Here is a 26,973-nt window from a genome sequence, read left to right as displayed (position 1 = left end):
AGGTCGTGGCCGGGTTGATGGCAAGACGTAGGGCGAGGCGTGCGGCACGACGGATGGCACGGCGTACGGCACGGCGTACGGGGCGGGAGCACGACGGTGATCCACGAGGTGGACGAGGTCCTCAAGACGCTGATCGAGGGCGGTGCGCTGGCCGGTTCCGGTATCGACGTCTCCTTCGAGGCCCCGACCCGTGACTGGGCGGCCCGCCGCAACGCGCCCACCGTGAACACCTATCTGTACGACATCCGCGAGGACGTCTCCCGCCGTCAGCGCGGCCAGGCTCCGGTGCGCGACGAGCGCGACATCGTCGTACGGCGCCGTCAGCCGCCCCGCTGGTTCCGGCTGTCGTATCTGGTGACCGCCTGGACCAAGCAGCCGCAGGACGAACACCGCCTGCTGTCCGCCGTGTTGGCGACCCTGCTGCCGCACGAGCTGCTGGCGCCCCGCGAACTCCCCGGCGCCCTGGGCGCGTTGGGCCTGTCGGTGCCGCTCACGGTGGCGGGGCTGCACTCGGAGTCCCGCTCCCTCGCCGAGATCTGGTCCGCGCTCGGCGGTGAACTCAAGCCGTCCCTCGACCTCGTGGTGACGGCACCCTTCCCCGCGTACCCCGAGTACGACGCCGGGCCGCCGGTCACCGAGGGCGCCGTGGTCCGCGTACGCGGCACGGACGGCACCCTGGAGGGCTCGCCCGAACGCGCCCACCGACCACGGCACCTCTCCCCCGCGCCGGCCCCCGGAGCCCAGCACCCGTGACCGCCCCCGTCCCCACCGCCCACGTCTCGTCCGACGCCCTCCTCGCCCGGCTGACCCGACTCCGCGCCCGCGTCGCCGAGTTGGTCACCCACCGAGGCACCGACGACCCGACCGCCGGGGACCCCCTGCGCGGCCTGTACCTCTCCGAGGAGGCGGTACGGCATCTGCTGCGCCCGGCGGCGGGCTCGCACACCTCGGTGTTCGAGGAACCGGACGGACCGGCCGGGACATCCGCCCCCCTCGCGCCCGATCGGCTGGCACGGCTCTCCGCCCGTCTCGGGCTCACCGAACTCGACGCCCGCATTCTGCTGATCGCCCTGGCCCCCGATCTGGAGCGGTCCTTCGAGCCGCTGTACGGGTATCTCAACGACGACGTGGGCAGACGGCGGGCGACGATCGGGCTGGCCCTCGATCTGTGCGGGCTGCCGGTGCATCTCGCCGAGGCGCGGGCCCGGTTCCTGCCCTCGTCGCCGCTGGCCGCGCTCGGGCTGCTGAGCGTCGAGGAGGGCGAACGACCGTTCCTGAGCCGTGCGTTGCGGGTGCCGGACCGGGTGGTCGCGCATCTGCTCGGGGACGACACCCCGGACTCGGCCCTCGCCGGGCATGTCCGTCGGCTCGTGGCGCCCTCGGGGCCGTACGACGAGGGGTTCGCCGAGCGGCTGGCGGCCCGGCTCGCCGCAGCCCCGCTCACCGTCCACTTGCGGGAGCACCGGGCGGGTGACGGCCCGGCCTGCGCGGCCCTCGCCCTGCGCGCGGCCGGTGTCGAGGCGCTGCACTTCACCCCTCCGGCCGACGGGACGGACCCCTCGGGGTACGCGGGGCACTCCCCGGCGCATTCCCCGCCGGGCCTCGCCGAGCACTCCCAGGGCGCCCTGTCCGAGCTGCTCCCCCGGCTCCTGCTGGAAGCCCGGCTGTCCGGCCGCGCCCTCGTCGTGTCGCCGCTCCCGGAGCGGCCGGGCGCCCTGTTGCGCGCCCTGTCGGCGGCCGAGGACGTGACCGTGCTCTTCGCCGGCCACCGGCCGTACGACCCCCAGTGGTGCGAGCGTGATCCGCTGGTGCTGGACGCGCCCCGGCCGCCGACGGGCGCGGTGGACGTATGGGCGGCGGCGCTCGGTGCCGGGGCGGAGGGGCCGGGGTTCGATCTGGCGGCCACGGTCGCCCCGTACCGGCTGGGCGGTGAGCGGATCGGGCGGGTGGCGCGGGCGGCGCTGGAGCTGGCCGCCTTCGACGGTACGGCGGTGACGGCGGCCCATCTGCGGCTGGCCGCCCGGCAGCAGTCGGCCTCCGGGCTGGAGCGGCACGCCCGGCGCATCCGCCCCGACGTCGGCTGGGAGGACCTGGTCCTGCCCGACCGGCCCCTCGCCCAGCTGCGTGAACTCGCGCTGCGCGCCCGGCATCGCGACCGGGTGCTCGGGGACTGGCGGCTCAGTGCCGGGGGCGGCCGGGGGCGTGGGGTGCTCGGGCTGTTCGCGGGTGACTCCGGTACCGGCAAGACGCTCTCCGCCGAGGTGGTCGCCGCCGAACTCGGCCTGGATCTCTATGTCGTGCAGCTCTCCTCGATCGTCGACAAGTATGTGGGCGAGACCGAGAAGAACCTCGAACGGATCTTCACCGAGGCGGATCGCACGGACGCCGTGCTGCTCTTCGACGAGGCGGACGCCGTGTTCGGCAAGCGTTCGGAGGTCAAGGACTCCCATGACAAGTACGCCAACATGGAGAGCGCGTATCTGCTGCAGCGGCTGGAGTCGTTCGACGGGGTCGCCCTGCTGACCACCAACCTCCGGGCCAATATCGACGAGGCGTTCACCCGGCGGCTGGACATGGTCGTCGACTTCCCGTTCCCGGACGCGGGCCTGCGGCTCGCCCTGTGGCGGCACAGCCTCGCCCATGTGCCGTGCGCCGAGGACGTCGAACCGGCGGCGGTGGCCCGGGACTTCGAGCTGGCGGGCGGTTCCATCCGCAGCGCGGTGGTGACGGCCGCGTACTCGGCTGCCGGGCGGGGCGGTCCGGTCACCACGGGCGACCTCCTGGAGGGCGCCCGCCGCGAGTACCGCAAGGCGGGACGCCTGGTACCCGGCGAGGGCACCTGGTAGCCGCGCCGGACCTCGACCCCTCGCCCCGGTTCTCCCGGTCGTCGGTACACCGATGGGCCGCCGGCCGGAGCCGACGGCCCATCGCTCGCCGACCGCGCCCCAACCCGGTCGGCCGCTTCACATCGCCGGGCGAGCCGGTCGGTCGACTCACTCAGGACACCGCCCACGGCCCTCACACCGTGAACTTGACGGCCTCCAGCCAGACGCCGTTGTCGACGGTGCCGGCGAAGATGTAGTGCTCGCCCTCGTCGGGCTTGTCGCAGGCGGTGTTCTGCCAGCCCCTGTTGTGCAGGTGCACGGTCTGGCAGACGGCCTGCCCGCCCTCGTCCACGTTGATCGTGAAGCCCAGCATGTCCTGGGCGTCCTGCTCGGCGGTGCCGATGTAGTTGTCCTGGCCGTCGGACACCCCGGACCACGGCACGTTGTTGTAGGTGCCCTTGCCGTCGGTGGAGTCGGGGTTGTTGACGAAGGCGACACCGGCGGTGCCGTTGACCCCGTACACCGCGATGTTGAGGGCCTTGATCGGCCGGTTCTGGCCCACCGTGCCGGCCCTGTCACCGTCGCACTTGATGGCCCCCCAGCCCTTGTCCTTCAGATAGGCGCGGTAGCAGATGTGCTTGCCGCCCGGGTCGGCCGCGGCCAGCTGGTTGACGGCGGTCGCCGCGGTCGGGTCCGAGGTCTTCTTCTCCTCGGAACCACCGCCCCCGCCGCCTCCGCCATCGCCGCCGCCGTCCGCACCGGCCGCCGCGCCCGTGTCCGTCTCGGCGCCCGTGTCCTGCGGCGGCGTCGACGGAGGCGCGGAGGGCGTCGGCGGCGGAGGTGTGGTGGCGGGAGCCTCGGGGCTGGGCGCGAGGGTGCTGACACCGGCCGGCTCGGTCTTCTCCTTGGCCTCACTGTTCACCGGCGGCTTGTAGGCGAGCCAGAACATCAGGAAGGTGAGCGCCAGCGCCATGAACACACCGAGGAAGGTGGCCAGCCAGCCCGGCAGGAACCCCCGCTGCACATAGGTGCCTTCGACGTCCAGCGGGGTGACCCCGGAGCGCTGCACCGCGAAGGTGTACGGCCGCTCCTCCTTCGACCCGAACCAGATGATCTGCCGCGGCTTCAGCGTGGCCTTGACAAACGCGGCCCGCCCGGGCTCGATCTGCACATTGCTCGGGTGGATGTCGTACGAGAGGTGGTCGCCGTTGTCGCTGCCGCTGACGGACGCGGTGACCTTGGTGTTGCCGAGGTTGTCCACGGCGAGCTTGGGACGACCCCGGAAACGGCCCTTCACCGTGTGCGGGACCAGCTCCGCCCGCACCTCCGTGAACGGCGTGATCGTCACATTCCCCTCGGGGACCGTCGTCGCCTCCGGGTGCTCGGTCGGCGTGATCCGCACCGCGTAAGGGTTCGGTCCGGCCGTCGCATCGGGGGTGCGCGGTGGAGCGAAGGTCAGCTCGACCGTGCCCGTCGTCCCCGGGAACAGCCGGAGCGTCTGCGGCTCCACCGTCGTCCAGGGAGCCAGATCACCCACGGGCTCGAAGCGGTACTCGTCGACGACGTCACCGGTGTTGCGCAGCCGCAGTCTCACGGTCGCACTGCCGCCCGGGTCGACGGTGGTCGAGGCAGGCTCTAGGGAAGTCCACAAACTCACGCGTAGACGCTACGGGGGCGGGTGACGCGTGGTCAGGAGGCGCCGGGGCAAGGCTGCCTGCCCGAAAGGGCGAGGCGGGAGAGGGCGATACGGCTGGGGCGATGCCCTCTCGCGGTCGCGAGGTCGGCGTCAGAGACGGAACGAGCCGCGCTGGGTGCCCGCCGGGGTGTTGTTCGGGGTCACGGTCTTCCTGAGCCTGATGTTCTTCAGACCGCCGCACCGCACCGCGAGCGAGGTGAGGTACTTGTCGAGCCGTGCGATCTCCTCCTCGCGGGAGAACACCTGGGCGAGCGCCTCCTTCTGCTCCTTGTCGACCTTCCCCTGCTTCTCGTACCAGTCCTTGTCGGCCTTGGCCTTCGGCACCTTGTCGAACTCGTCCTGGGAGCGGACGCGGAAGGAGGTGTGCGGTACCAGGGTGTGCTTGCCGTCCGGGCCCTTCTCCGCCCGGTAGACGATAATGTTCAGCCCGTCGATGAGGGGCTCGCCGTCCGCGTCCCTGGCCGCCATCTGCTTCTTGAGTTCGGGCCACTCGATGGTGTTGAGCACGCTCGTCTCGTGGATTCCGTCCAGGACGTGGGCGTCAACCCAGCCCCTGAGGCCCTGTGCGTACGACTGGGAGAGCAGGAACCAGAGCCGTTGCAGGGCGGGGGACGCGTTCCAGCTCGGCAGACCGAAGTCCAGACCGTCGAAGACGCGGCCCTGCACGGTCGTCTCCAGGACGAGCCCACGGCCGACGGAGGTCGCCTCGGCGGCGGTCGCGGAGCCCATCTTCGACCAGAGCTGGCCCATGGTCGCCGACGAGCCCGCGTGCTCCGTCAGGATGTCCTGGAAGCCGGGCTTGTTCTGCTGGCGCACATACCACTCGTACGGGAGCCGCTGCCCCTGGACGGTCGGGTGGTGCAGCCCCGCCATGACGGCGTTGACGGCCGCCTGGTTCACCTCCGGGGGCTTCGCCCCGCCGTCCACCGCCTTGAGGTCCTCGTGGACGTTCGCCAGCCAGGCCTTGAGGCCCGCGCTGAAGCCCGGTGCCTTGTTGAGGGCGTGGATCTTCGTGATGCGCTGCCACAGCTCGCCGGCCTGCACCGTGAACCGGAGCTCGCGGACATCGGCCGGCGATGTCTCCTCGGAGTCGGTCGACTTCGTGGAGTGGGACGAACCCGGCCGCTCCGGTGACGACTCCCGCTCTCCCGGCGCCCGTTGGACGTGGGGAGCGTGGGCCGTCGCCTTGGGCGCCCGCTGTACCCCGGCGGCCCCGGTCTCCGTACCCGGCCCGCCGTCCCTCGCGTCGGCCCCGGCTGCCCGCTCCGGAAGCGCCGCCCCCATCACCCGTCGGGCGTTGTCCTCGGCCTCCCGCTCGAAGCGGTCACCGGGGTCGCTGACCTTGAGCCCGCCGCCGTTGTCGGTCCCGGCGACCGGGCCCCGCCGCTGCTGGATGACATGGGTCAGCTCGTGCGCGAGGGTGTGCTTGTCGGCCCCGCCCTCGCCGACGACCACATGGCTGCCGGAGGTGTACGCCCGCGCCCCGATCTCGGCGGCCGAGTTCCGCGCGTCGGCGCCCGTGTGGACGCGTACGTCGGAGAAGTCGGCGCCGAGCCGGGCCTCCATCTCCGTACGCAGCGGGGTGTCGAGGGGCCGGCCGGGGGTGCGCAGCACCTGGTGGACTGCCGAGCGCTGTACGGACGCGGTGCCGTTGTCGCCGACGGTGTGGCCGCAGTGCGCGTCGTGCTGGTGGCGTTCCTCGGCCACGGCCCGGGCGACGGCGGTGTTGCCCGCCAGCCGCTGGAGTGCCCGCAGCTGGTCGGCGGTCGTGGGCCTGCCCGGCCCCGGCCGTGCCGTGCGGGCGTCGCCGCCCGGCCTGTCGGCGGACCTGTCCGACGACCGGCCTCCCCGGCCTCCCTGTGCGCGCACCGACACCCTCCTCGACCGCATGAGACCTACCGCTTGAGACATGGAGCCCCACCAGCCAAGGTCCCGGACACCATCGCAGGGAAGGGCCACGGGGGCAGACCCCGGGGCAACGCATCGCGGGCCCGCGCCGATTCGCTCGCGCGAACTGCCCCTGAGGGCAACGCACATGCCCCCGATCAGGCACCGGAGGACGTTTCAGCGGTCGCGCTTCGCGCGTGAGGGTGAGAGCGACCTGTCTCGTACCCCGAGGAGAGCAGAGCATGCCGTCCTACCTGTCGCCCGGCGTCTACGTCGAGGAGGTGGCCAGCGGCTCACGACCCATCGAGGGTGTGGGCACGTCCGTCGCCGCCTTCGTCGGACTCGCGCCGACCGGTCCGCTGAACGAGCCGACCCTGGTGACCAACTGGTCCCAGTACGTCGCGTCCTTCGGCGAGTTCACCGACGGGTACTACCTCGCGCACTCGGTGTACGGGTTCTTCAACAACGGCGGCAGCGCCGCGTACGTCGTCCGCGTCGGCGGCACGGACGGTGGCGCGGCCGGGACCGGAACCCCGGCCGCCGTCACCGCCGCCGCCACGCCGGCCGCGCTGCCGGCCGGCGAACCGCAGCGGCTCGGCACGTTCGCCGTGTCCGCCATCGCGGGCGGTGCGCTGAGCGTCGAGGTCGCGGCCCCGGAGGGCGAGGGTCCGGCGGAGCGCTTCAAGCTGATCGTCAAGGACGGCGACAAGCCCGTCGAGTCCTTCGACGTGACCGCCAAGAAGGGTGGCCGCAACTACGTCGTCACCCAGGTCAAGGAGCGCTCCAAGCTCATCTCCCTGACCGAGGCCGCGCCCGCCGCGCAGCTGGCGCGCCCCGACAACCAGACGGTGGCGCTGGCCGCGCCCGCCGCCCCGGCGCCCGTGGCCCCGGCCGGCGCGGACGCCTCGCACCCCGGCCCGCGCGAGTACCTCGGCGACTCGGCCGACCGCACCGGCTTCGGCGGTCTGGAGGCGATCGACGAGATCTCCATGGTGGCCGTGCCCGACCTGATGGCCGCCTACCAGCGCGGCGCGATCGACCTGGAGGCCGTCAAGGCGGTCCAGCTCGGGCTGATCGCGCACTGCGAGCTGATGGGCGACCGCGTCGCCGTCATCGACCCGCCGCCCGGCCTGAACGCCCGACAGATCCGCGTCTGGCGCCAGGAGACCGCCGGGTACGACTCCAAGTACGCGGCCCTCTACTACCCGTGGATCAAGGTCTTCGACCCGGCCAGCGGCCAGTCCCAGGTGATCCCGCCGAGCGGCCATGTCGCCGGTGTGTGGGCCCGCAACGACTTCGAGCGCGGAGTGCACAAGGCGCCCGCCAACGAGGTCGTACGCGGCGCGGTCGACCTGGAGCTGCAGATCACCCGGGGCGAGCAGGACCTGCTCAACCCCATCGGCGTCAACTGCATCCGCGCCTTCCCCGGCCGCGGTATCCGCGTCTGGGGTGCCCGCACCATGTCCTCCGACCCGGCGTGGCGCTACCTCAACATCCGCAGGTACTTCAACTACCTGGAGGAGTCGATCCTCATCGGCACCCAGTGGGTGGTGTTCGAGCCGAACGACCACGCCCTGTGGGCCCGTATCCGGCGCAACGTCTCGGCGTTCCTGGTCAACGAGTGGCGTGGCGGCGCCCTGTTCGGGCAGCGGCCCGAGGAGGCGTTCTACGTCAAGTGCGACGAGGAGACCAACCCGCCGGAGTCGGTCGACCTCGGCCGGGTCATCTGCGAGATCGGCATCGCGCCCGTGAAGCCCGCCGAGTTCGTGATCTTCCGGCTGGCCCAGTTCTCCAGCGGCAGCGGGGAGTTGGAGGAGTAGGCCGCCCGCCCGCTCCCTCCGGCCCACTTCACCCACGTCACTCAGTAGAACAGGGAACAGCACATGAGCCTGATGCAGGCCGACAGCATGACGTCACACAACTTCGGTCTCCAGATCGACGGTGTGATGGTCGAGTACCTCGCCGAGGTCAGCGGCCTCACCCTCGAACAGGACGTCATCACCTACCAGCAGAACTCCGCCCAGGGCCGCCCCGAGGTCAACCTCCTGCCGGGTGTGCAGAAGAGCGGGCAGTGCACGGTGGTGCGCGGTATGACCCAGTCGGCGTCCTTCACGCAGTGGATCAACGACTCGATCGCCGGCCAGATGTCCTCGGCCCGCAAGAACGCGTCGATCATCATGATGGACTTCGAGAACAACCCGGTGAAGCGGTACAACATGCGCAACGCCTGGTGCAGCAAGGTCGACGCCAGCACCCTCAAGGCCGGCGAGGCCGCCGCGCTCACCGAGACCGTGACCATCGTGTTCGAAGAACTGGTCATCGAGTAATGCGGCGTACGGCTGGACGTACGGCCGCCGGGGTGGGCGCGGGCGCGATCGTGGACGTACCGGGGCAGGAGGCGGTGGCCGCCACCTCCACCCCTGCCCCCGCGTCCGCGCCCGCTCCGGTGGTGCAGCAGCGGCTGCGGACGGAGTTCCCCTTCGAGCTGCCGCGCGGTTACGTCGACGACTCGGGGACGGTCCACCGGGACGGTGTGATGCGCCTGGCCACCGCCCGGGACGAGCTGATCCCGCTGCGGGACGTCCGCGTCCAGGAGAACCCGGCGTATCTGTCGGTGGTGCTGCTGGGCCGGGTGATCACCCGGCTCGGCACGCTGCCGATGGTGCACGACGGGATCGTGGAGAACATGTTCGCCTCCGACCTGGCGTTCCTTCAGGACTTCTACCGCCAGGTCAACGCCGAGGGCCACACCCGCGCGGCCGTGGAGTGCCCCCACTGCTCGGAGCCCTTCGAGGTCGAACTCGGCGGGAGCCGCCTGGGGGAATCGTGACGTACGCGACCGACCGACTGCACGAGGAGATCGCGTACGTCGCCTATCACTTCCACTGGAGCCTGGAGGACATCCTGGACCTCGAACACCACGACCGCCGCCGCTACACCGACCAGATCGCGTCCCTCGTGTCGCGTTCCGGCGCGGAGGTCTGACCGGTGGGTATCTTCGACCGCCTCAGGGGCAGGACATCGGGGTCGGGGGCGGCCGCTGAGTCGGGCGTCGACACGGGCGCGGGGTCCGGTGTCGACACTGGCGCGGGGTCGGGCATCGGCTCGGCTTCGGCTTCGGCTTCGGCTTCGGCTTCGGCTTCGGCTTCGGCTTCGGCTTCGGCGGACGGTGCTTCGGCTTCGGACGGTGCTTCGGGTTCGGTGGGGGCCGTGGCTCCGGTGGCCGGTTGGGTGGGGCTTGCGCCCATTCAGCGGGCCGTCGAGGGGCGGGGCGGGGTGGCCGATGCCGGGTTCGGTGGGCGGCTGACGACCTGGCAGAACCCTTCGTTCATGGGGTCGTTGTCCCACGCCGTCCTGCGTGAGGCCCCGTCCGGGCTGATCGGGGACGCGCTCACCACGTCGGCGAAGCCGGTCCCCGGCCTCGAACTCCCCTCCCGTACCCTCCCGGTGGCCATGGACGAGCCCCAGCCTCCGGCCGGCGTCCATGCCCCCGGGGTCCCGGCGATCCAGCGTGCGCCGCACCCGGTCCAGCCCTCCCGTCCGGCGGGTCCCCGGGTCACCCCGGTACCGGCATGGCCACGGCCCGCCGCCACGCGGCCGGCCTCCCTCACCAAGGGGCCGGCCACACCTGCCGTGCAGCGCCGGACGCTCCCGGCCACCCGGTCTCAGACGCCGAGCGCCGCCGCACCGGTGCGGGGTACGTCGACAGCGGGGCGGGGCGCCCAGGGCGGCGGCCCGGCCGATTCGGGCGCCGCCGAACGGGCCGACTCGACGACCGCTCCGGGAAGCGGCTCGTTCGGCGACTCGTCGTCGCCCGCCACGGGGTCTCCGCCCGCGCACGCCGCGCCTCCGTCCGTGCCTTCTGCGGCTCCGCCCGCGCCTTCCGCCTCCCCGGGTACACCTCCCGTGTCTCCGACTACGCCTTCCGTCGCGCCGTCGGCTCGCTCCGCCACTCCGTCCACGCGCTCCACCTCCCCGTCCACGCACTCCGCCGCCCCGTCCACGCACTCGGCCGCCCCGTCGACGCCGTCCGGCAACGGCGCGACCGGCGTCCAGCGAGCGACAGCCCATCCGGGCGGGGGCGCCACAACCGGCATGGGTGCGAGTGTGGATGTGAGCACCGGCACCACAGCCGACATCGGGGCAAGTGTGACTACGGGCAAGGGCGCGGGCGTCGATGTGGGTGCCGGCGGGGGTGTTGGGGGCGCCCTCGGCAACGGCCCCACGGCGCCCAACGCCCTCCCTACGCCAACTGGCCCTATGAACACGGCAGTTGGCCCCGCCCGCACCACGGCCAACGTCCAACGAGCCGCGACGAACACCCCGGGCCGGGCCACCGCACCCCCCACCACATCGACCACCGCCGACCGCACACCCTCAGGCCCCGGCCACCAGCCGCCCCCGGCCCAGCGAGCGGTGACCGCGCCAGTCCATAAGGTGCCCGAGCCAGGCCGTACGGCGACCACCCCCGCCCCTATGGCGACCGGCCCCGGCCCCAACTCACCTGTCCCCAGCCGTACTTCATCCGCCCCCAGCCCCACGGCAGCCGATCCCGGCGTACGACCGAAGGGTTCCGTCGGCTCATCGACGACCCCTGGGCAGCCGTCACCACCCGCACCCTCCGGCGACACACCCGCCCGCCCCAACCCCACGGCGGGAGACACCCCCCGCCCTACGACCACTCCAGGCACCGGCACGGCATCCCCGTCCACGGGCACGGCGCCCACAACCACGGGCACCCCCACGCGGCCCGCACCACCGGCAAAAAGCCCCCACGCATCCGCCCCCACCCCCTCGGTACCCGGCGTCCAGAAGGCTCCGACCAGCCGCCCCGCCCACACGCCGCCCGCCCACACGCCGCCCGCCGTCCAGCGGGCGACGACCAACCCCGGCGCTGCCCCGGTCCGCCCCACCGAAGCCGCCACCAGCGCTCACCCGGCGTCGGTGCACCCCGGCAACGGCCCCGCGACGAGCCCCGTCGGCGGCCCACTCGCCATCCAGCGGACCACGTCCGACCCGGGCCTTACGGCCCCCCACTCAACCGGCACCTCCACCACCCCCGGTTCGACGACTCATCCCCCGCGCGGCACGGCGCCCGGGCCCTCCACGCCCGTGCCCGGCCCACAGGGCACACCGGCCGGCCCCGGCGAGTCCACGATCAGCGCCGCCCGACGCGCGACCACCCCCGGCTCCCCCACCCGTACCGAATCGGCGGCCACCACTCCCCACGCCCCCGCCCCGGCCCCGAGTCGGGGCGGCGGTGCCGTACCCACCCCCATGTCACCGTCCTCGGCCGTACCCTCCGTGACGACCCCCCGCCCGGCACAGCGCACCCCCGCCGACGCCCCTCGTCGCATGGGCCTCGGCGCCCCCACATCGGCCCCCGCAGCACCCCCCAGCAGCCCCCCGGCCGCCGGAAACCCACCCGCTCCCGTACCCACACCGCTCATCGGCCCGCCCCAGGTCACTCCTTCACCCACCGGGCCCCCGGCCGCCCCGGTCCAACGCTCCACCACCCCACCCCCCCGGCAGCGCCCCCTGCTCGGCGCCCCCCTTTCCGCACCACCCCAGGACGCCACTCCTCTCTCCCGCCGTGCCACCCCCGGCAGTTCGACCCCGGCCGCACCCCAGCACCCCGTACCCGGCGAGCCCACCACCGTGCAGCGCGCCCAGGCCAACCCCACCCAGCCCAAAGCCACCCCGGCCCACGCCGACCCCACACCCGCACCCGCACCCGCACCCGCACCCGCACCCGCAAACCACCCGGCGCCACCCCACGCCCCCCTCCCCCTACGCCCCCTCACCCCGGCAAGGGCCCTCACCTCCTCCCTGCCCGTCACCGCGCCCCCCGCCGTCCAACGCCGCACGCCCCCCAGCGCCGTACCCCTACGCCAACCCGCAGCACCGGCCCCGGCACCGACACAGTCCCCGGCACGGTCGCGGACAACGCCCCGTGTCACCCCGGCCGCGGCGATCCAGCAGCCCGTGTCCAAGCCGCACACAGCTCCCCTCCCGGCCGCCGTCCAGCGTCAGACCCCACCAGTAATCCCAAAGCCCCACCCGCTCACGCCCGCACCACCCCGCGCATCCACCCCCACGCCACCACCCGCGCCCGCGCCCGCCCCCATCCAGCGCGCCCCCCAACCCAAGCTCCACCCCACCCCCGCCAAACCCACCACCTCGGTCTCCCCCGTGACCGCCCACGCGACCGCCGCCACGGACGGCACCCGCGACCGCCCCCGGCGCGAATCCGAGGCCGAGACCCCTCCCGCCGGCGCCCAGAGCGCCCCCTTCGACCCCCGTACCCTCACCGACTTCCAGCTCGACGAGCTCACCCACAAGCTGATCGGCCGTATCACCCGGCTCGTCCGCACGGAGTTGCGTCTCGACCGCGAGCGGATCGGCAAGCTCCGCGACCCCCGTCACTGACCGACTCACGGACCGACCCACCGACCCACCGAGCGCACCACCAGAAAGGCCCTCCCGATGTCCCGCGATCTCGACCCGGGCTCCACCATCTACTTCACGCTGACCATCGACGGCGAGAGCCTCGGTTACTTCAACGGCTGTGAAGGGCTGTCGTCGACGGTGGAGATCGAGCACCGCCAGGAGGGCGGCAACAACGGGTTCGTGTGGCAGCTCCCCTCCCGCGTCACCTTCTCCAACATCCGGCTGACCCGGCCGTTGACGCCCGACACCGCCAAGGTCGCGGCGTGGATCTCCTCCGTCGCCACCGGCGTCAAACGGCCCACCGCGCAGATCGCCGCGCTGCGGGCCGACGGTTCGGAGGTGGCGCACTGGGGCCTCATCGACGTACTGCCGGTGAGCTGGCAGGGCCCGTCCTTGAACCCGGAGAACCCGGGCGTGGCGACAGAAGTCCTGGAGATCACCCACCACGGCTTCACGGACTGACCGGACGCGGACCCGAACTCGGACCCGAACTCGGACCCGAACTCGGACCCGAATGCGACAACAAGCTCAACGGACCTCGGACCTAGGACAGACGACACATGGCCACCGGTAGCAAGGGCGGCGCGGGCAAGAGCCTGGTGCGGGCGACGCTCGCGATCCATGAGCCGCCCGTGGGGGAGAGCACCACCAAGGGCGCGTTGATGAAGACGTTCGACTTCGACTTCAACCCGGCGCAGTTGCAGCTGAGCCGGCGCGCGCAGTGGAAGGTGACGCCGACGGTGGCCGAACGCGAGGGCTCCCTGCCGGAGTTCATGGGCCCGGAGCCGCGCACGCTGAGCGTGGAGATCTTCCTGGACTCCTCCGGCAAACCGAACAGCAACACCGTGCTGAAGAAGGTGGAGTCGCTGCTGGCGTGCTGCGAGGTGACCGCGAAGAGCTTCGCGGCGAAGCAGCCGTCGCCGCCGTGGGTGGTGTTCCAGTGGGGCTCGTTCTCGACGGCCCGGTTCCAGGCGTATGTCAGCTCCGTGGAGGCCACGTACACGCTGTTCGGGACGACGGGTGTGCCGATCCGGGCCACCTGTCAGATGCAGTTGCACGAGATCCCCAGCAAGACGAAGGGGCAGAACCCGACGTCGGGTGCGCTGACCGCGCAGCGGGTGCACCGGGTGGTCGCCGGGGACTCGTTGCAGTCGCTGGCGTGGCGGGAGTACGGGGAGGCGTCGGCCTGGCGGGCGATCGCCGAGGCGAACGGCATCGACGACCCCTCCCGGCTGCCCACCGGTATCGAGCTGGTCCTCCCGGCGGCCGAGGAGGTGGGCCACTGATGGTGAAGCCGTCGCACTCCAATGTCGTCCATGTCCTGATCGACGGGCAGAAGCTGCCGCCGTACTGGGCGGATCTCCTCGTCGGGGGGTGGGTGGATCTGGGGGCGGGTGTGCCGGGAGCGTTCCGGCTGACGTTCCGCGATCCGCACGGGATGCTGCTGGGCAAACTGAACGTCCGGTTCGGCTCCAAGGTCGTCATCGCTCCGGTCGCCGCGGGTCAGGGGGCCGGTGATCCGGTGCTGACCGGTGAGGTCACCGGTATGGAGACCGATTACGACGGCACCGGCACCTTCACCGTGATCCGTGGCTACGACCCGGGCCACCGGCTGATGCGGGCGCGGCGGGTGGCCGCGTACCGGAATCAGACGGCCTCGGACATCGCCCGCAAGCTGGCCTCGACGGCCGGTATCGCGGTGGGTGACATCCAGGCCACCAAGACGGTCTACGACTTCATCAGCCAGTCCAATGTCTCGGACTGGGACTTCCTCTCGCGGCTCGCCGACGAGAACGAGATGGTGATGTCGCTGGACTCCAAGGGGAAGTTCCAGTTCGTCAAGCCGAAGCCGGCGTCCGGGGCCCCGCCCACGAGCACGCCCGGTGACAAGAGCCCGTTCGTGCTCCAGGCCGGTGCCGACATCCTGCGCTGCCGGGCCGCCGTCACGGCCGCCGACCAGATGGACAAGGTCGAGGCGCGGGGCTGGAACGTGACGACGAAGAAGAAGCTCACCGCGACCGCGAAGGCGGCCTCCAACCCCGGTATCGCCATCGGCACCACCCCGCAGAAGGCGGCCTCGGCCTTCAAGGGCGCCAAGCTGGTGGAGACGGAGACGCCGTACGACGTCCAGAGCGAGGTCACGCACGCCGCGAACTCCCTCGCCGACGACATCACCTCCGCCTTCGCCGAGCTGGAGGTCACCGTGCGCGGCAATCCCAAGCTGCGGCCGGGCGTTCCGGTGACGCTCACGGAGGTGGGCAAGCCGTTCGAGGGCAAGTACACCTGTACCTCGGTACGGCATGTCTTCGGTGACGGCAGCCACTACGAGACCTGGGTGACCGTCAGCGGCCGGCAGTGGCGCTCCCTGTTCGGTCTGACCTCGGGCGGCGGCACAGCCGCTCCCCGGCTGCCGAGCGTGGCGAACGCCCTGGTCACCGACGTACAGGACCCGCTGAAGCAGGGGCGGGTGAAGTTGCAGTTCCCGTGGCTGGACGACACCTATGTCAGCGACTGGACGCGGACCGTGCAGATGGGCGGCAAGGGCGGCGGCGGGATCTTCCCGCTGGACGTGGGCGACGAGGTGCTGGTCGCCTTCGACCGGGGCGCACTCGACCATCCGTTCGTCATCGGCGGTCTCTACAACGGCGTCGACAAGCCGACCCCGGTGAAGGACGTCTGGCTGCACGACCCGGTGAAGAAGAAGGCGATCCGGCACACCCTGTCCGACCGCGAGGGCAACCGCGTCGACCTGCTCAGCCAGCAGACCGGCCTGCGCAAACAGGGCGTACGGCTGGCCACCGGCAACGACCGGCTGATCATCAACCTGGACCGTACGAAGACCGAGATCACCGTGGACAGCAAGGGTGCCGTCTCCATCACGGGCGGTACGTCGGTGTCCGTGAAGGCCGGTACGGATCTGACGCTGAGCGCGCGGCGGGCGGTGACCATCCGCAGCGGTGGTCCCCTCAATCTGCAAGGCCAGGGGCTGGTCAGCCTCCGCTCGGTCGCCGGCGCGGTCAATGTGAGCGCGATGGGCGCGCTCAACCTCAGCGCGACCGGCGCGACCACGGTCAACGCGGCCGGAACCGTGCAGGTCAACGCCGTCGGCAACCTGGGTCTGAAGGCCGTGAAGGTCGACATCTTCGGCGGGTTCTTCGTCAACACGGTCAAGTATCCGTTCGGGTGAGGAGCGGGCCCGGTTGGTCCGGCAGTAGTCACGTACGTCAGAAAGGGAGGCGGCCCACGATGGCCGAGCAGTTCGTCGGGTCCGGCTGGGCGTTCCCGCTGCGGATCGGGCCGACCGGGGGGATCGCCCTGGTCAGCGGTGAGCGCGAGATCGAGGAGGCGATCCGGCTGATCCTGGCCACCGCGCCGGGTGAGCGGCCGATGCGCCCGGAGTTCGGCTGCGCCATCCACGACCTGGTGTTCGCGCCGGTCAACGAGGCCACCGCGGGCCGTATCCAGCACGAGGTGTACGCGAGCCTCGACCGCTGGGAGCCGAGGATCGAGGTGAGCGATGTCGATGTCACCGCGGGCAGCGATCAGGGGGTCCTCTTCATCGACGTCCGCTACTCGATCCGCGGCACCAACAACCCGCGCAGCCTGGTCTTCCCGTTCTATGTCATCCCGTCCCACGACGAGCCGGGCTCTCCGGGCGCCACGGGTACGGCTTCCGAAAGCGACCGCTGATGGCCCTGCCCTCCCCGAACCTCGACGACCGCCGTTTCCAGCAGTTCGTCGACGACGCCAAGCGCTATATCCAGCAGCGCGCCCCGGAGTGGACCGACCACAACGTCTCCGACCCGGGTGTCACGCTGGTGGAGACGGTCGCTCATATGGCCGACCAGATCGTCTACCGCCTCAACCGGGTCCCGGAGAAGAACCATCTGGCGTTCCTGGATCTCGTCGGCATCACCCTCTTCCCGCCCTCCGCCGCCCGCACCGACGTCACGTTCTGGCTCTCGGCCCCGCAGGACGAGCCGATCCTGATCCCGCTCGGCGCCGAGGTCGCCACCGTGCGCACGGAGAGCGAGGAGGCGGTGGTCTTCGCGACGGAACGCGAACTGTCCATCGTGCCCTGCGAGTTGAAGAACCTGGTGGTGCAGAGGAGTGGCGAACCGGTCGCCGATCGCACCACCGACCTCACCGAGGGCAAGGACCTGATGTGCTTCGCCGAGGCCCCGCGGCCCGGTGACTGCATGCTGCTGGGCCTGACCGCCGCCGTCCCGCACTGCGCGGTCGCGCTGGAGCTGGACAGCCGCGTCGACGGTGTCGGTGTCGACCCCAGGCAACCGCCCCTGGTCTGGGAGGCGTGGACGGAGGACGGCTGGGCGCCCTGCGAGGTGGACCGCGACGGCACGGGCGGCCTCAACCGCCCCGGCGAGGTCATCCTGCACATCCCCGGCGGCCACACCCTCTCCCGCACCGGGGGCCAGGAGGCGGGCTGGCTGCGCTGCCGGGTCACCGACCCGCTCCCCGGCCAGCCCTTCTACACCACGTCCCCGACGGTCCGCGCCGCCGAGGCCTTCACGATGGGCGGCACCACGGGCACCATCCACGCCGAGACGGTCTTCGACGAGGCGCTCGGCGAGTCCACGGGCCTGCCGGGCCAGCGCCTGCGCCTGGCGCACGCGCCGGTGGTGGGCGACACACCCCCCGTCCTGCTCCAGACCGCCGAGCACGAGGGCTGGACGGACTGGGAGGTCGTCCCCAACTTCGCTTCCTCCACCTCCTACGACCGCCACATCACCCTCGACGCCACCACCGGCGAGATCGCCTTCGGCCCGGCGGTACGGGAGCCCGACGGCACCCTGCGCCAGTACGGGGCGGTCGCCCCCAAGGGCGCGGTGATCCGGGCCCGCCGCTATCGCACCGGCGGCGGCCGTGCCGGCAACGTGGCCCGGGGTGCCGTACAGGTCCTGCGTACCTCCGTCCCGTACGTCTCGGAGGTCGTCAACCGCGAGGCCGCACGCGGCGGGGTCGACGGCGAGACGGTGGAGGAGGCGAAGGTCAGGGCGCCGATCACCCTGCGCGCCCAGGAGCGGGCGGTGACCTTGCGCGACTACGAGGAACTGGCCCGCAGGGCGGCCCCGGAGACGGCGCGCATCACCTGCCTGGAAGGCGACGAGGGCGAACACGGCGCGTACGCGGTACGGGTGTTGGTGGTCCCCCAGGCGGTCCCCGACCCGGGCGGCCGACTCCGCTTCGAACAACTGGTCCCCGGCGACGCGCTGCTCTCCCGCATCACCCGTCACCTGGACGAACGCCGCCTGATCGGCACGAGGTTGGCGGTGGGCCCGCCCTTCTACCAGGGCGTCACCGTCGTGGCCACCCTCCACGCCTTCCGGGGCGTCGACACCGACCGCGTCCGCCGCCAGGCCCATGACGCCCTCTACCACCACCTCGACCCGCTGACCGGCGGCGCGGACGGCCGGGGCTGGCCCTTCGGCCGCCCCGTCCAGGCGGGCGAGATCTTCGCCGTCCTCCAACGAGTCCCCGGCGTCGAGTTGGTCGACGAGGTCCAACTCCACCCGGCGGACCCCCTGACCGGCAAACGAGGCGAGGCGACAAACCGCATCGACCTGGAACCCCCGTCCCTGGTCTTCTCCTTCGACCACAGGGTCCGAGTGATAGGCGACAAGCAGTGAGGACGGCAAGGACGTTGGCCGCACGCGCCGCTTTGGGGGGCCGCCCCGATGAGGGCCGAAGGCCCTCAAAGGGGCGCGGGGCTGCGACATATGCGGCTCCGCCGCGTGGGCGCGACCAGCCACACACAACCCGCACCCGCAAACCCACAACACCCCCCGAGCTACCAGGCGACGAATCCCACCCTCAACAAACAAGCGAGGCCCACCCATGAGGGGCTCCATAGACGGCCTCGGCTCATCCTCCCCGATCGGCCAAGCCCTCCCCGCCGTCTTCGCCGACGACAAGCTCGCCCAACGCTTCGTAGCCGGCCTGGACGAAGTCCTCGCCCCCATCCTCTCCGTCCTGGACTGCCTGGACTCCTACTTCACCCCGTCCCTGGCCCCCCTCGACTTCACCCAGTGGCTGGCCGGCTGGGTCGGCGCCGAAACGGACGGCACGGAACCCGACGCCCGCCTACGCGCGGCGGTCGCGGCGGCAGCGCACCTGCACCGGGTACGCGGCACCACACGCGGCCTCTCCGAAGCCGTACGGCTGGTCTTCGGCGTGACCCCGGAGATCTCCGAGAGCGGCGCCGCGTCCTGGAACGCCCGCCCCCTCGGCCCGGTCCCCGGCGACCGCCGCCCCCATCTGCACGTCACGCTACGGCTGCCCGACCCCACCCCGGCCGACGAGCACCGCCTCGACCGCCTGGTGGCCGCCGCCCGCCCCGCCCACATGCCCTACACGGTCACGGTGACCGCAGCGGAAAGGACCCCCGAAACATGACCAGTGAGACCTCCGGCCCCGGACGGGAACCGGCCCGGAGCTGCGCCGAGTGCGGCACCCGGGCGGAACCCGGCCAGTCCTTCTGCGACTCCTGCGGCGCGGTACTGAACTGGTCGGGCACCGCGCCCCGCTCCGAGCCGGCCGCTACGACCCCGGCGCGCACGGGAGCGACGACATCGGACGCCGAGCCCCCGGCAGACTCCTCGCGCGCCGAACCCACTTGGGACGCCTTCGCCCGCCCCGGGGCGGGTACGGGCACCGCCCGCACGGCCCACGACGGGTCCGCCCCGGCGTCGGCGACCAGCGCGGCGAGCAACGCGGCGGCGGGTACGACGGCGAGCGTGACGGCCTCCACCCTCCCCCGCCGCACCCGCACCCGCACCACCACCGAACCCGAGACACCGGACACACCCGACGCCCCCACCGAACCGACCACCCCCGACCCGGCAGCCACGGCAGCCACCGAACCCCTCCCGACAGCGGCCCCCTCCCCGGCCGTCCCCTCCACCACAGACCGCGCCCGTTCCCTCCTGATCCCCGTGGACGACCCGGAACCCCAGGCCCCCGCCACCCCGGCGGTCGCCCCGGTGCTGCCGGGCCGCCCCCTGACCCAGCGCCCCCAAGTCCGCGCCCCCGGCCCGGAGTCCGGCACCGAGGGCGGTGTCCCCTGCCCCTGGTGTGCCACCCCGAACCGCCCCGAGCGCCACTACTGCGGCCGCTGCGCGATGCCGATGGCGGGCAACACCGACGCCCCGATGCCCGGACGGCAACGGTGGTGGCACCGGCTGCCGTGGTTCCGCGCCGAACAGACGCCTTGGGCGGGCGACCGCCCCCGTCTGCGCCGAGGCTTCGGCCGCATCCTGCCCTGGCTGGTGGGCGCCCTCGTCGTCAGCCTGATCATCACCCTCGTCGTCAACCTCGACGACGGCATCCAGGCGACCCGCGACCACTTCGCCAAGCGCGCCCCGGTGGGCCCGAACAGCGTCAAGGCGTCCCGCTCGTACCCCGACCACGACGCGAAGCTGGCCTTCGACAAATACAGCAACACCTGGTGGGGCCCGGGTGTCACCCAGACCGGCGAGGGCGAGTGGCTGGAGGCCCACTTCGACCAGCCGACCCGGCTCCTCGACGTGATCATCACTCCGGGTGTCTCCAGCAAGGCGGACCAGCGCGACCAGTCGGCCCGCCCGCAGCGCATCGAGGCGCGGATCACCCTGGGCGACGGCTCCAAGATCACCAAGTTCATCGATCTCGACCAGAGTTCGGGCGGCCAACGCCGCAAGTTCCGCGTGGGCGCGGTCACCGACGTCCGCTTCATCCTCCGCTCCGCCTACGGCGCCGACGCCAAGAAGCAAGTCGCCATAGCCGAGATCGAGTTCTTCGGCCCCTCGAAGAACAACACCTGAGCGATACCCGAACAACATCTGAGCGACGCCCGAAACCGGCCCGCCCCCTCCATCCGTCCCTCGTCGTGACGTGTGTCAGACCCCCTCTCTAGGGTGGGCACATCGAACGTACGAGGGACGGGGTGGGACTGTGGCGAGACGACCGGACGGGGCCGAGGTCGTGGCGGTGGTGCAGCGGGTGTTCCGGGAGGGGCTGCTGACGGGGAAGTCGGCGTTCCAGCCGGAGTCGGACGCCTGGACGGCCGGCACCGCCTCCGATCTGCGTGCCCGCTTCGTCGACCAGCCGGACGAGTCGTCGGACACCTTCCTGGTCAAGCTGCGCCGCCAACTCGCCGAAGCCCCCGACGAGACGATCGCCCTCGCGGCCGAGTTGCTCTTCGTGAACATGGCCCCGCTGGTCCCGGAGCAGATCGGCCTCCGCAAGAAGCTCCAGATCCTGCGGGAGGTGCTGTCCTGGGCCGAGCGCCCCATGGACGTACCCCCGGACCTGGAGCCCGGTCTGAAGGGCTTCCTCCACGGCGGCCAGGGCTTCCTCAACTACCGCTGGGCCCAGTTCCAGATCCTGGTGCTGCTGGTGGAGCGCCTGGCCCGCGCGGAACAGCCCGAGCGGGAAGCCCTCTTCGAGGACCCCTGGCGCTTCCGGACCCTCTGCTTCACCATCCAGGACTCGGTAGGCCACAAGAAGGGCCGCGCCCAGATCCACGTCCTGCTCCACATGCTGTTCCCGAGCACCTTCCAGCCCATCGCCAGCGCCCACCACAAGTACGAGATCGTGAAGGCGTTCGAGGACGAACTCCCCGACCCCACCGGCAACGACGACAAGGACCTGCTGACCCTGAGCACGTCCCTGGAGGCCCAGACCGGCACCCCCGTCGACTTCTACGACGAACCCTGGGTCGGCCGCTGGCGCAAGGGCAGCGTCCAGCACGAGCAACGGGGATGGATGGTCCGCGGGTACGACGTCGACGGCCGCAACGTCATCCCCTCGTGGCTGGCCCAGGGCTACTGCTCGCTCTCCTGGCGCGAAGTCCCCGAGATCCCCGCCGACGCGTCCAAGCAGCAGGTGCAGACGGCCGTCGCGGAGGCCATGCCCGAGGCCAGCGCGCAGCTGCGCGCGGCCGCCTCCTACCAGCTCCACGCCTTCCTCGGCGACATGCGGCCCGGCGACCTGGTCGTCACCGTCACCCCCGACGAGGTGCACGTCGGCACCGTCCAGGGCCCGCCCTCGTACGACCCCTCCGAGGGCCTCGACACCGCCCGCCGCCGCCCGGTGCGCTGGGCCACCGCCGAGCGCCCCCTCGTCCGCGCCGACCTCCCCGAGAAGGTGCAGGCCCGGCTGCCGCTCCCGCCGACGGTGTACGACATCAGCAGCGTGGCCGCCGAGCTGGCGGAGCGGGCGGGGCTGGAGGACGCCGTGGCCGACGAGCTGACGGACGTGGACGTCACCAAGCCCCTCGAACTCCAGCCGGTCACCCAGGAGCTGGCCGAGGAGCTGCACATGCCCCTCCCCTGGCTGCGGGAGACGGCCGAACAGCTTCAGGAGCAGCGCCAGTTGGTGCTGCACGGCCCGCCCGGCACCGGGAAGACCCATCTCGCCCGCGCCCTGGCCAAGCATCTGGCGGGCCCGGACCGGGTGGAACTCATCCAGTTCCACCCGTCCTACACCTACGAGGACTTCTTCGAGGGCTTCCGCCCGGTGCGCGGTGAGAACGGCCAGGTCGCCTTCGACGTCCTCCCCGGCCCGTTCAAACTCCTCGCCGAGCGCGCCCGCAGAGACCCGGCGAACCCGTACGTCCTGATCATCGACGAGATCAACCGGGCCAATCTGGCGAAGGTCTTCGGCGAGCTGTACTTCCTGCTGGAGTACCGCGAGGAACCCGTCACCACCCAGTACAGCCCCCACGACCCCTTCCACCTCCCCGGCAACCTCTTCCTCATCGGCACGATGAACACCGCCGACCGCTCGATCGCGTTGGTCGACGCGGCGATGCGCCGCCGCTTCGCCTTCCGCCGGCTCTCCCCCGAGCGGCCCCCGGTGCGGGGCCTGCTGTCCCGCTGGCTGCACAGCCGGGGCCTGTCCGACACCCCGGCCCGGCTCCTCGACGAGCTCAACTCCCGCCTGGGCGACCCCGACCGCGCCATCGGCCCGTCGTATCTGATGAAGCCGGCCGCGGCCCGCGCCGAGGGCCTGGACCTCATCTGGCGCACCCAGATCCTCCCGCTCCTGGAGGACCAGCTCCACGGCACAGGGATCGACGTGGAGGAGGAGTACGGCCTCGACTCCCTGCGCGCGGCCGTCGAGCCCCCGGCCGACGCGTCGTGACCACCGGGACTCCGACGGCCCTCGGGACCCCCGGGGCCTTCAGCACCTCCAGGGCATCCAAGGCCCCGGTGCCTCCCGCCCTCGCCCTCACCGTCCGGGAAACGGGCCCCGGCGACGAGCCGTACCACCTGACCGGCGACCAGCTGGCCACCCTGATCGCCGTGCCGGACCTGGTCCGGCTGGCCCCGGCCCCGGGCGGACGCTGGCACATCCGCGGCAACCAGAAGGTGGGCCGGGTCCATCTGCGCACCGCCTCCGGCGCATCGATCCATCTCACCCTGCGCCCGAAGCTGGCCATCCAGAACCTCCTCTTCCTCCTCGCCTACTCCCCCACCGACCCCTGGCACCCGGCCCCGGTCACCGCGGCCACCGCCGACGACCTCGTCCCCGCCCTGGCCGATCTTCTGGCCCGCACCGCCCACCGCACCCTTCAGACGGGCGTCCTGCACGGCTACCGCGAGGTGAAGGACGACCTGCCCCTGGTCAGGGGCCGTATCCGCACCACGGCCCAGCTCCGCCGCACGGGCCTCCCCCTCCCCATAGCGGTCGAGTACGACGACCACACCCCCGACATCGCCGAGAACCGCGTCCTGCTGTCGGCCCTGCGTCTGGCCGCCCGTCTGCCAGGCGTCCCGGAGACGACCCGCCGCACCCTGGACCACCTCACCGACCGCCTCCACGGAGTCCGCCACCTCCACCCCGGCGAACCCCTCCCCGCCTGGACCCCCACCCGCCTCAACGCCCGCTACACCCAGGCCCTCCACCTCGCCGAACTCCTCCTCTCGGGCCGCTCACTCCAGCCGGAAGGCGGCGCCCCGCTCCAGTCGGACGGCTTCCTCCTGGACATGCCGAGAGTCTTCGAACGCTTCCTGACCCTCGCCCTGCGCGCCGCCCTGACCCATCACGGCGTCCGCTGCGAGGACCAGGAACGCCACCACCGCCTGGACCGCGCGGGCCGCGCCCCCATCCGCCCCGACCTGGTCCTCTACCGCCAGGGCCGGCCCATCTCGGTGGTCGACGCGAAGTACAAGGCCCTCAACCCCACGGCCCCACCCGTGGACCACCTCTACCAACTCCTCTCCTACTGCACGGCCCTCTCCCTCCCTCATGGCCACCTCGTCTACGCGACGACGAAGGACGACCCACCCACCACCACCCACGCCATCCGCAACTCCCCCACCACCATCACCACCCACGCCCTGAACCTGGCCAAGCCCCCGGCGGAACTCCTGGCCCAGATCACCGCCCTGGCGGCCGAGACGACCGAAACGGGCGTCCCCACCATCTGACCGGCGGCCCGGACACGCCGAAGGGGCGCCCCCACCGCCGTACGCGGTGGTGGGGACGCCCCTCGGTCTGCTGGACTACTTGCTCAGGTAGGCCCAGAACTCGTCGAACGACAGGACCTTGTCGCCATTGAGGTCGCGGGTCCTGATGATGACCTCGGCGACGGACTCGGTGACGTTCCAGTCGCCTTCCTGTGCCAGGGCGGTCTTGAACTCGGCGGCGGTGATCTGGCCGTCACCGTCCGTGTCGATCCGCTCGAACTGCTTGCGTGCTTCCTCGATGTCGGCCACCGATCCGCCCCTTTTGTATCGCTCGTGTCGCTTGCCGTGGTCTTTCCGGCGTAGTGCCGCAGGTCAGATTAGCTGCCCGACCGAGCCCGCAGCGCGGCGACCACCCAGGCGAAGTCCTCGGCGTGCGGCGGCGCCGGCTTCCGGTTGATGACGGCCAGCAGTTCGCGGTAGCGGGCGACCCGTTCGTTGAAGCCGGCCGTCATGCGCTCCAGTACGGCGGTACGGTCAGCGGTACCGAACAGTTCCCACAGCACCTCCTCGGCCTCGGGCGCCTCGGGTGCGAGGCCCCGTTCCCGCGCCGGTGCCACCAACGCCACCAGCCGCTTGGCGAACCACAAGAACTGACCGGGCGGAGCTTCCGGGTTCCGGTCGGCGGCGTTGAACTCGACGGCCCGCCGCATCTGCGCCCGGAAGTCGGGGTCCTGGAGCATCTCGGCCAGCTCCACCCAGGCGTCGACCTGCTCGGGAGTGGGATCGTCGGCGAGATCGACGGCCGTGCGCCGCATCCGCTCCCGGATGTCCGGGTCGACGGTGTCGAGCCCGTGCAGCGCCTCCTCCACGAAGTCCTCCATGATCCGCTGCCGTTCCGCCGCCGACAGCCGCGCCAATCTGTTCATCAAGGTCATCTCCTCCGCTGTGGAGCCACGTCGTGCCACGCTCGACAGCACCGCCCGCACCACCTTCAGCGACCGGATCTGCGCGTCCAGGGCCGCCACATGGGCCTCGGCCACCTCCGCCACCGTCCGTTCCCCGGCCAGCACCTCGCGTACGGCGTCCAGGCCGAGGCCCAGGTCGCGCAGGGTGCGGACCAGCTCCAGACGGGCCGCGCACTCGGCGTCGTACAACCGGTAGCCGCCCGCACTGCGCGTCACCGGGTGCAGGATTCCCTCGTCGGACCAGTAGCGGATCGTGCGGACGGACAGGCCCGAGGCGCGGGCCAGCTGCCCGATGGTGAAAAGGCCGGTGCTGTTCTCGATCACGTCTGGGAGTCTGGGCCTTCCAGTGGGTGGAGACTCAAGGAGCGAGGAGAGAACGGTCCATGGAAACGTTGCGGGACATTCTCGACGCGGCGGCGATCGGCGTCTTCCCACCCGCCGACGGCCGTACGACGGTCCTCCCGCAGCCGTCCCCACGCGACGCCGGGGTCCTCGCCTTCACCGCCCACTCGATCGTCTTCACGGACGAGGACCCGACCTGGGTGCGTGAGACGCTGCACACCACCGACTGCGACGCGCTCGCCGCGACCATGAACGCCCGCTTCCTCGCCGCCCTCATGGAGCGCACGGGCAGACGGAGCGACACCATCGATGTGATGACCGTGGGGGCGCCGCTCCCCGGCGCGCCGGCCCTCGCCCTGACCGAGATCCACGATCCCGATCATCCCCGGGTCGTCAGTTCCCGCCGGCGGCGGGACGACGTACGCGTATGGGCGACGGAGGGTGGCGGGCTGCTGGTGCTGGGGCGGGGCGTCGCCGGGCGGCTGGAGGTCGCGGTCGAGGTGGCCGAGGATGTACGACACCGGGGGCTCGGGCGGGAACTGGCGCGGGCGGCACGGCAGTTGAGCGGGGGCGAGCCGGTGTGGGCGCAGGTCTCGGCGGGGAACGCCCGCAGTCTGCGGGCGTTCCAGGCGGCGGGGTTTGTGCCGGTGGGCTCGGAGCTGCTGCTCACCGCCCGCTGACATCGCCATGTACGGGTGTCAGTGCCATGCCTCGTAGTGCGGGTTGCTCTCGCAGCCGCTCATGATCTCGACCTTGGTGGTCTTGTTCACGGGGCAGACGCCGACGATGTACTTCCGGGCGATACCACCGGGGAAGGCGACCTCGACCTGGTCTGCCCACTTGTGGGTGTCGCCGATGGTCTTGTTGACGTCGATGCCGCCGGGGGCGTCGATGTAGTAGTTGTAGCCCGACTTGTACCAGGTCTTGTACAGGTCGTGGTCGTAGCTCGTGGAAACGTACGGCGAGGGCTGGTTGACCAGGACGTACTGCTCGACGTCGTACTGGCCGTTGATGACGTCCTTCGGGTGGAAGCCCTCCTTGAAGACGACGTCGGGGCCTCGGCTGTCGCTGCGGTAGAGGGTGCCGCAGGTGGTGCGCCAGACCGGGTCGGGGGTGATCCGGTCGACATCGACACGGCGGTCGGCGGCGGCCTTGACGGGGTCGTCGAACTGGGGGCAGGCGGGCGCGGCGGCCTTCGGGGACGCGGTGGTGGCCCTCTCGGGGGTGGTCGCGGCGGTGGTCGCGAAGATCGCGGCGAGGGACAGGACAACGGCGGCGGCCCGGCGCCGCGCACGAGTGGTGATCATGACGAGCACGATCTCGGTCGTACGGCACCGGGCCGGGGATCGTCACCCGTACGGCGGCGTGTCCGTGTGCCCGGTTGTCGCGACGCCGTG

General features: G+C 71.9%; 25 protein-coding genes. 17 read left to right on the top strand and 8 right to left on the bottom strand.

All coding sequences use genetic code 11. From position 1 onward, the window contains the following. Window positions 1-96: 96 nt before the first annotated feature. Entirely contained in the window at window positions 97-753 is a 657-nt protein-coding gene (locus tag ACWD4G_RS12640) for a DUF4255 domain-containing protein (RefSeq protein WP_451292920.1), read from the top strand. Beyond that, on the top strand, window positions 750-2,846 hold the full coding sequence (locus ACWD4G_RS12635; RefSeq protein WP_451292693.1) for an ATP-binding protein: 2,097 nt from the start codon (window positions 750-752) through the stop codon (window positions 2,844-2,846). The genes ACWD4G_RS12640 and ACWD4G_RS12635 overlap by 4 nt, the downstream gene beginning before the upstream one ends. Window positions 2,847-3,018: 172 nt before the next feature. Here ACWD4G_RS12635 and ACWD4G_RS12630 read toward each other — a convergent pair whose 3' ends face one another. Further along, window positions 3,019-4,482, bottom strand: a complete 1,464-nt coding sequence (locus ACWD4G_RS12630) for a hydrolase (RefSeq protein ID WP_451292692.1) — start codon at window positions 4,480-4,482, stop codon at window positions 3,019-3,021. A 129-nt stretch (window positions 4,483-4,611) separates the two neighbouring features. Next, on the bottom strand, window positions 4,612-6,390 hold the full coding sequence (locus ACWD4G_RS12625; RefSeq protein WP_451292691.1) for an eCIS core domain-containing protein: 1,779 nt from the start codon (window positions 6,388-6,390) through the stop codon (window positions 4,612-4,614). A 260-nt stretch (window positions 6,391-6,650) separates the two neighbouring features. On the opposite strand from ACWD4G_RS12625, the gene ACWD4G_RS12620 reads away from it, so the two are divergent. The 4 genes from ACWD4G_RS12620 to ACWD4G_RS12605 all read left to right on the top strand — a co-directional run bounded on the left by ACWD4G_RS12620 (window position 6,651) and on the right by ACWD4G_RS12605 (window position 9,393). Next, on the top strand, window positions 6,651-8,228 hold the full coding sequence (locus ACWD4G_RS12620; RefSeq protein ID WP_451292690.1) for a phage tail sheath subtilisin-like domain-containing protein: 1,578 nt from the start codon (window positions 6,651-6,653) through the stop codon (window positions 8,226-8,228). A 63-nt stretch (window positions 8,229-8,291) separates the two neighbouring features. Next, entirely contained in the window at window positions 8,292-8,735 is a 444-nt protein-coding gene (locus tag ACWD4G_RS12615) for a phage tail protein (RefSeq protein WP_451292689.1), read from the top strand. Next, on the top strand, window positions 8,735-9,238 hold the full coding sequence (locus ACWD4G_RS12610; protein WP_451292688.1) for a hypothetical protein: 504 nt from the start codon (window positions 8,735-8,737) through the stop codon (window positions 9,236-9,238). Before ACWD4G_RS12615 ends, ACWD4G_RS12610 begins: the two co-directional genes overlap by 1 nt. Continuing rightward, window positions 9,235-9,393 carry a DUF6760 family protein gene (locus ACWD4G_RS12605; protein ID WP_451292687.1) on the top strand — a complete coding sequence of 53 codons (159 nt, stop codon included), beginning with the start codon at window positions 9,235-9,237 and terminating at the stop codon, window positions 9,391-9,393. The genes ACWD4G_RS12610 and ACWD4G_RS12605 overlap by 4 nt, the downstream gene beginning before the upstream one ends. Before the next feature lie 263 nt (window positions 9,394-9,656). Here ACWD4G_RS12605 and ACWD4G_RS12600 read toward each other — a convergent pair whose 3' ends face one another. The 3 genes from ACWD4G_RS12600 to ACWD4G_RS12590 form a co-directional block, all read right to left on the bottom strand. Then, window positions 9,657-9,863, bottom strand: a complete 207-nt coding sequence (locus tag ACWD4G_RS12600) for a hypothetical protein (RefSeq protein WP_451292686.1) — start codon at window positions 9,861-9,863, stop codon at window positions 9,657-9,659. Window positions 9,864-10,073: 210 nt separating this feature from the next. Continuing rightward, window positions 10,074-10,505 carry a hypothetical protein gene (locus ACWD4G_RS12595; protein WP_451292685.1) on the bottom strand — a complete coding sequence of 144 codons (432 nt, stop codon included), beginning with the start codon at window positions 10,503-10,505 and terminating at the stop codon, window positions 10,074-10,076. 975 nt (window positions 10,506-11,480) lie between these two features. Further along, window positions 11,481-11,765, bottom strand: coding sequence for a hypothetical protein (locus ACWD4G_RS12590; protein WP_451292684.1), 285 nt, complete (start codon window positions 11,763-11,765; stop codon window positions 11,481-11,483). 835 nt (window positions 11,766-12,600) lie between these two features. Here ACWD4G_RS12590 and ACWD4G_RS12585 point away from each other — a divergent pair. The 10 genes from ACWD4G_RS12585 (at window position 12,601) to ACWD4G_RS12540 (ending at window position 24,290) form a co-directional block, all read left to right on the top strand. Next, entirely contained in the window at window positions 12,601-12,837 is a 237-nt protein-coding gene (locus ACWD4G_RS12585) for a hypothetical protein (RefSeq protein WP_451292683.1), read from the top strand. Between the two features lie 57 nt (window positions 12,838-12,894). Next, on the top strand, window positions 12,895-13,320 hold the full coding sequence (locus ACWD4G_RS12580) for a phage tail protein (protein ID WP_451292682.1): 426 nt from the start codon (window positions 12,895-12,897) through the stop codon (window positions 13,318-13,320). Window positions 13,321-13,418: 98 nt separating this feature from the next. Next, entirely contained in the window at window positions 13,419-14,144 is a 726-nt protein-coding gene (locus ACWD4G_RS12575; RefSeq protein ID WP_451292681.1) for a CIS tube protein, read from the top strand. Beyond that, window positions 14,144-16,045, top strand: a complete 1,902-nt coding sequence (locus ACWD4G_RS12570) for a VgrG-related protein (protein ID WP_451292680.1) — start codon at window positions 14,144-14,146, stop codon at window positions 16,043-16,045. Before ACWD4G_RS12575 ends, ACWD4G_RS12570 begins: the two co-directional genes overlap by 1 nt. Before the next feature lie 59 nt (window positions 16,046-16,104). Continuing rightward, the gene (locus ACWD4G_RS12565) at window positions 16,105-16,548 is read left to right on the top strand and encodes a GPW/gp25 family protein (RefSeq protein WP_451292679.1); all 444 of its coding nucleotides are present in this window, start codon (window positions 16,105-16,107) and stop codon (window positions 16,546-16,548) included. Then, window positions 16,548-18,506, top strand: a complete 1,959-nt coding sequence (locus tag ACWD4G_RS12560) for a putative baseplate assembly protein (RefSeq protein ID WP_451292678.1) — start codon at window positions 16,548-16,550, stop codon at window positions 18,504-18,506. Before ACWD4G_RS12565 ends, ACWD4G_RS12560 begins: the two co-directional genes overlap by 1 nt. A gap of 208 nt (window positions 18,507-18,714) precedes the next feature. Continuing rightward, the gene (locus tag ACWD4G_RS12555) at window positions 18,715-19,272 is read left to right on the top strand and encodes a phage tail protein (protein WP_451292677.1); all 558 of its coding nucleotides are present in this window, start codon (window positions 18,715-18,717) and stop codon (window positions 19,270-19,272) included. Then, window positions 19,269-20,678, top strand: a complete 1,410-nt coding sequence (locus ACWD4G_RS12550) for an NADase-type glycan-binding domain-containing protein (RefSeq protein WP_451292676.1) — start codon at window positions 19,269-19,271, stop codon at window positions 20,676-20,678. The genes ACWD4G_RS12555 and ACWD4G_RS12550 overlap by 4 nt, the downstream gene beginning before the upstream one ends. Before the next feature lie 130 nt (window positions 20,679-20,808). Beyond that, window positions 20,809-23,001: an McrB family protein gene (locus ACWD4G_RS12545; protein ID WP_451292675.1), complete on the top strand. Its 2,193-nt coding sequence runs from the start codon at window positions 20,809-20,811 to the stop codon at window positions 22,999-23,001. Between the two features lie 68 nt (window positions 23,002-23,069). Further along, on the top strand, window positions 23,070-24,290 hold the full coding sequence (locus ACWD4G_RS12540) for an McrC family protein (RefSeq protein ID WP_451292674.1): 1,221 nt from the start codon (window positions 23,070-23,072) through the stop codon (window positions 24,288-24,290). A 75-nt stretch (window positions 24,291-24,365) separates the two neighbouring features. Here ACWD4G_RS12540 and ACWD4G_RS12535 read toward each other — a convergent pair whose 3' ends face one another. After that, window positions 24,366-24,578, bottom strand: a complete 213-nt coding sequence (locus ACWD4G_RS12535; protein ID WP_451292673.1) for an EF-hand domain-containing protein — start codon at window positions 24,576-24,578, stop codon at window positions 24,366-24,368. 68 nt (window positions 24,579-24,646) lie between these two features. Beyond that, complete coding sequence (locus ACWD4G_RS12530) at window positions 24,647-25,558, bottom strand: MerR family transcriptional regulator (protein WP_451292672.1); 912 nt, start codon at window positions 25,556-25,558, stop codon at window positions 24,647-24,649. 59 nt (window positions 25,559-25,617) lie between these two features. Here ACWD4G_RS12530 and ACWD4G_RS12525 point away from each other — a divergent pair, with 59 nt between their 5' ends. Beyond that, a complete protein-coding gene (locus ACWD4G_RS12525; protein WP_451292671.1) occupies window positions 25,618-26,256 on the top strand; it encodes a GNAT family N-acetyltransferase in 639 nt (212 codons plus the stop codon). Window positions 26,257-26,274: 18 nt separating this feature from the next. On the opposite strand, the gene ACWD4G_RS12520 is transcribed toward ACWD4G_RS12525, so the two are convergent. Beyond that, window positions 26,275-26,883: an ADP-ribosyltransferase gene (locus ACWD4G_RS12520; protein ID WP_451292670.1), complete on the bottom strand. Its 609-nt coding sequence runs from the start codon at window positions 26,881-26,883 to the stop codon at window positions 26,275-26,277. Between the last annotated feature and the right edge of the window lie 90 nt (window positions 26,884-26,973).

The organism is Streptomyces sp. NPDC002643 (assembly GCF_053592555.1).
This window is presented reverse-complemented; position numbering and strand designations above follow the sequence as displayed.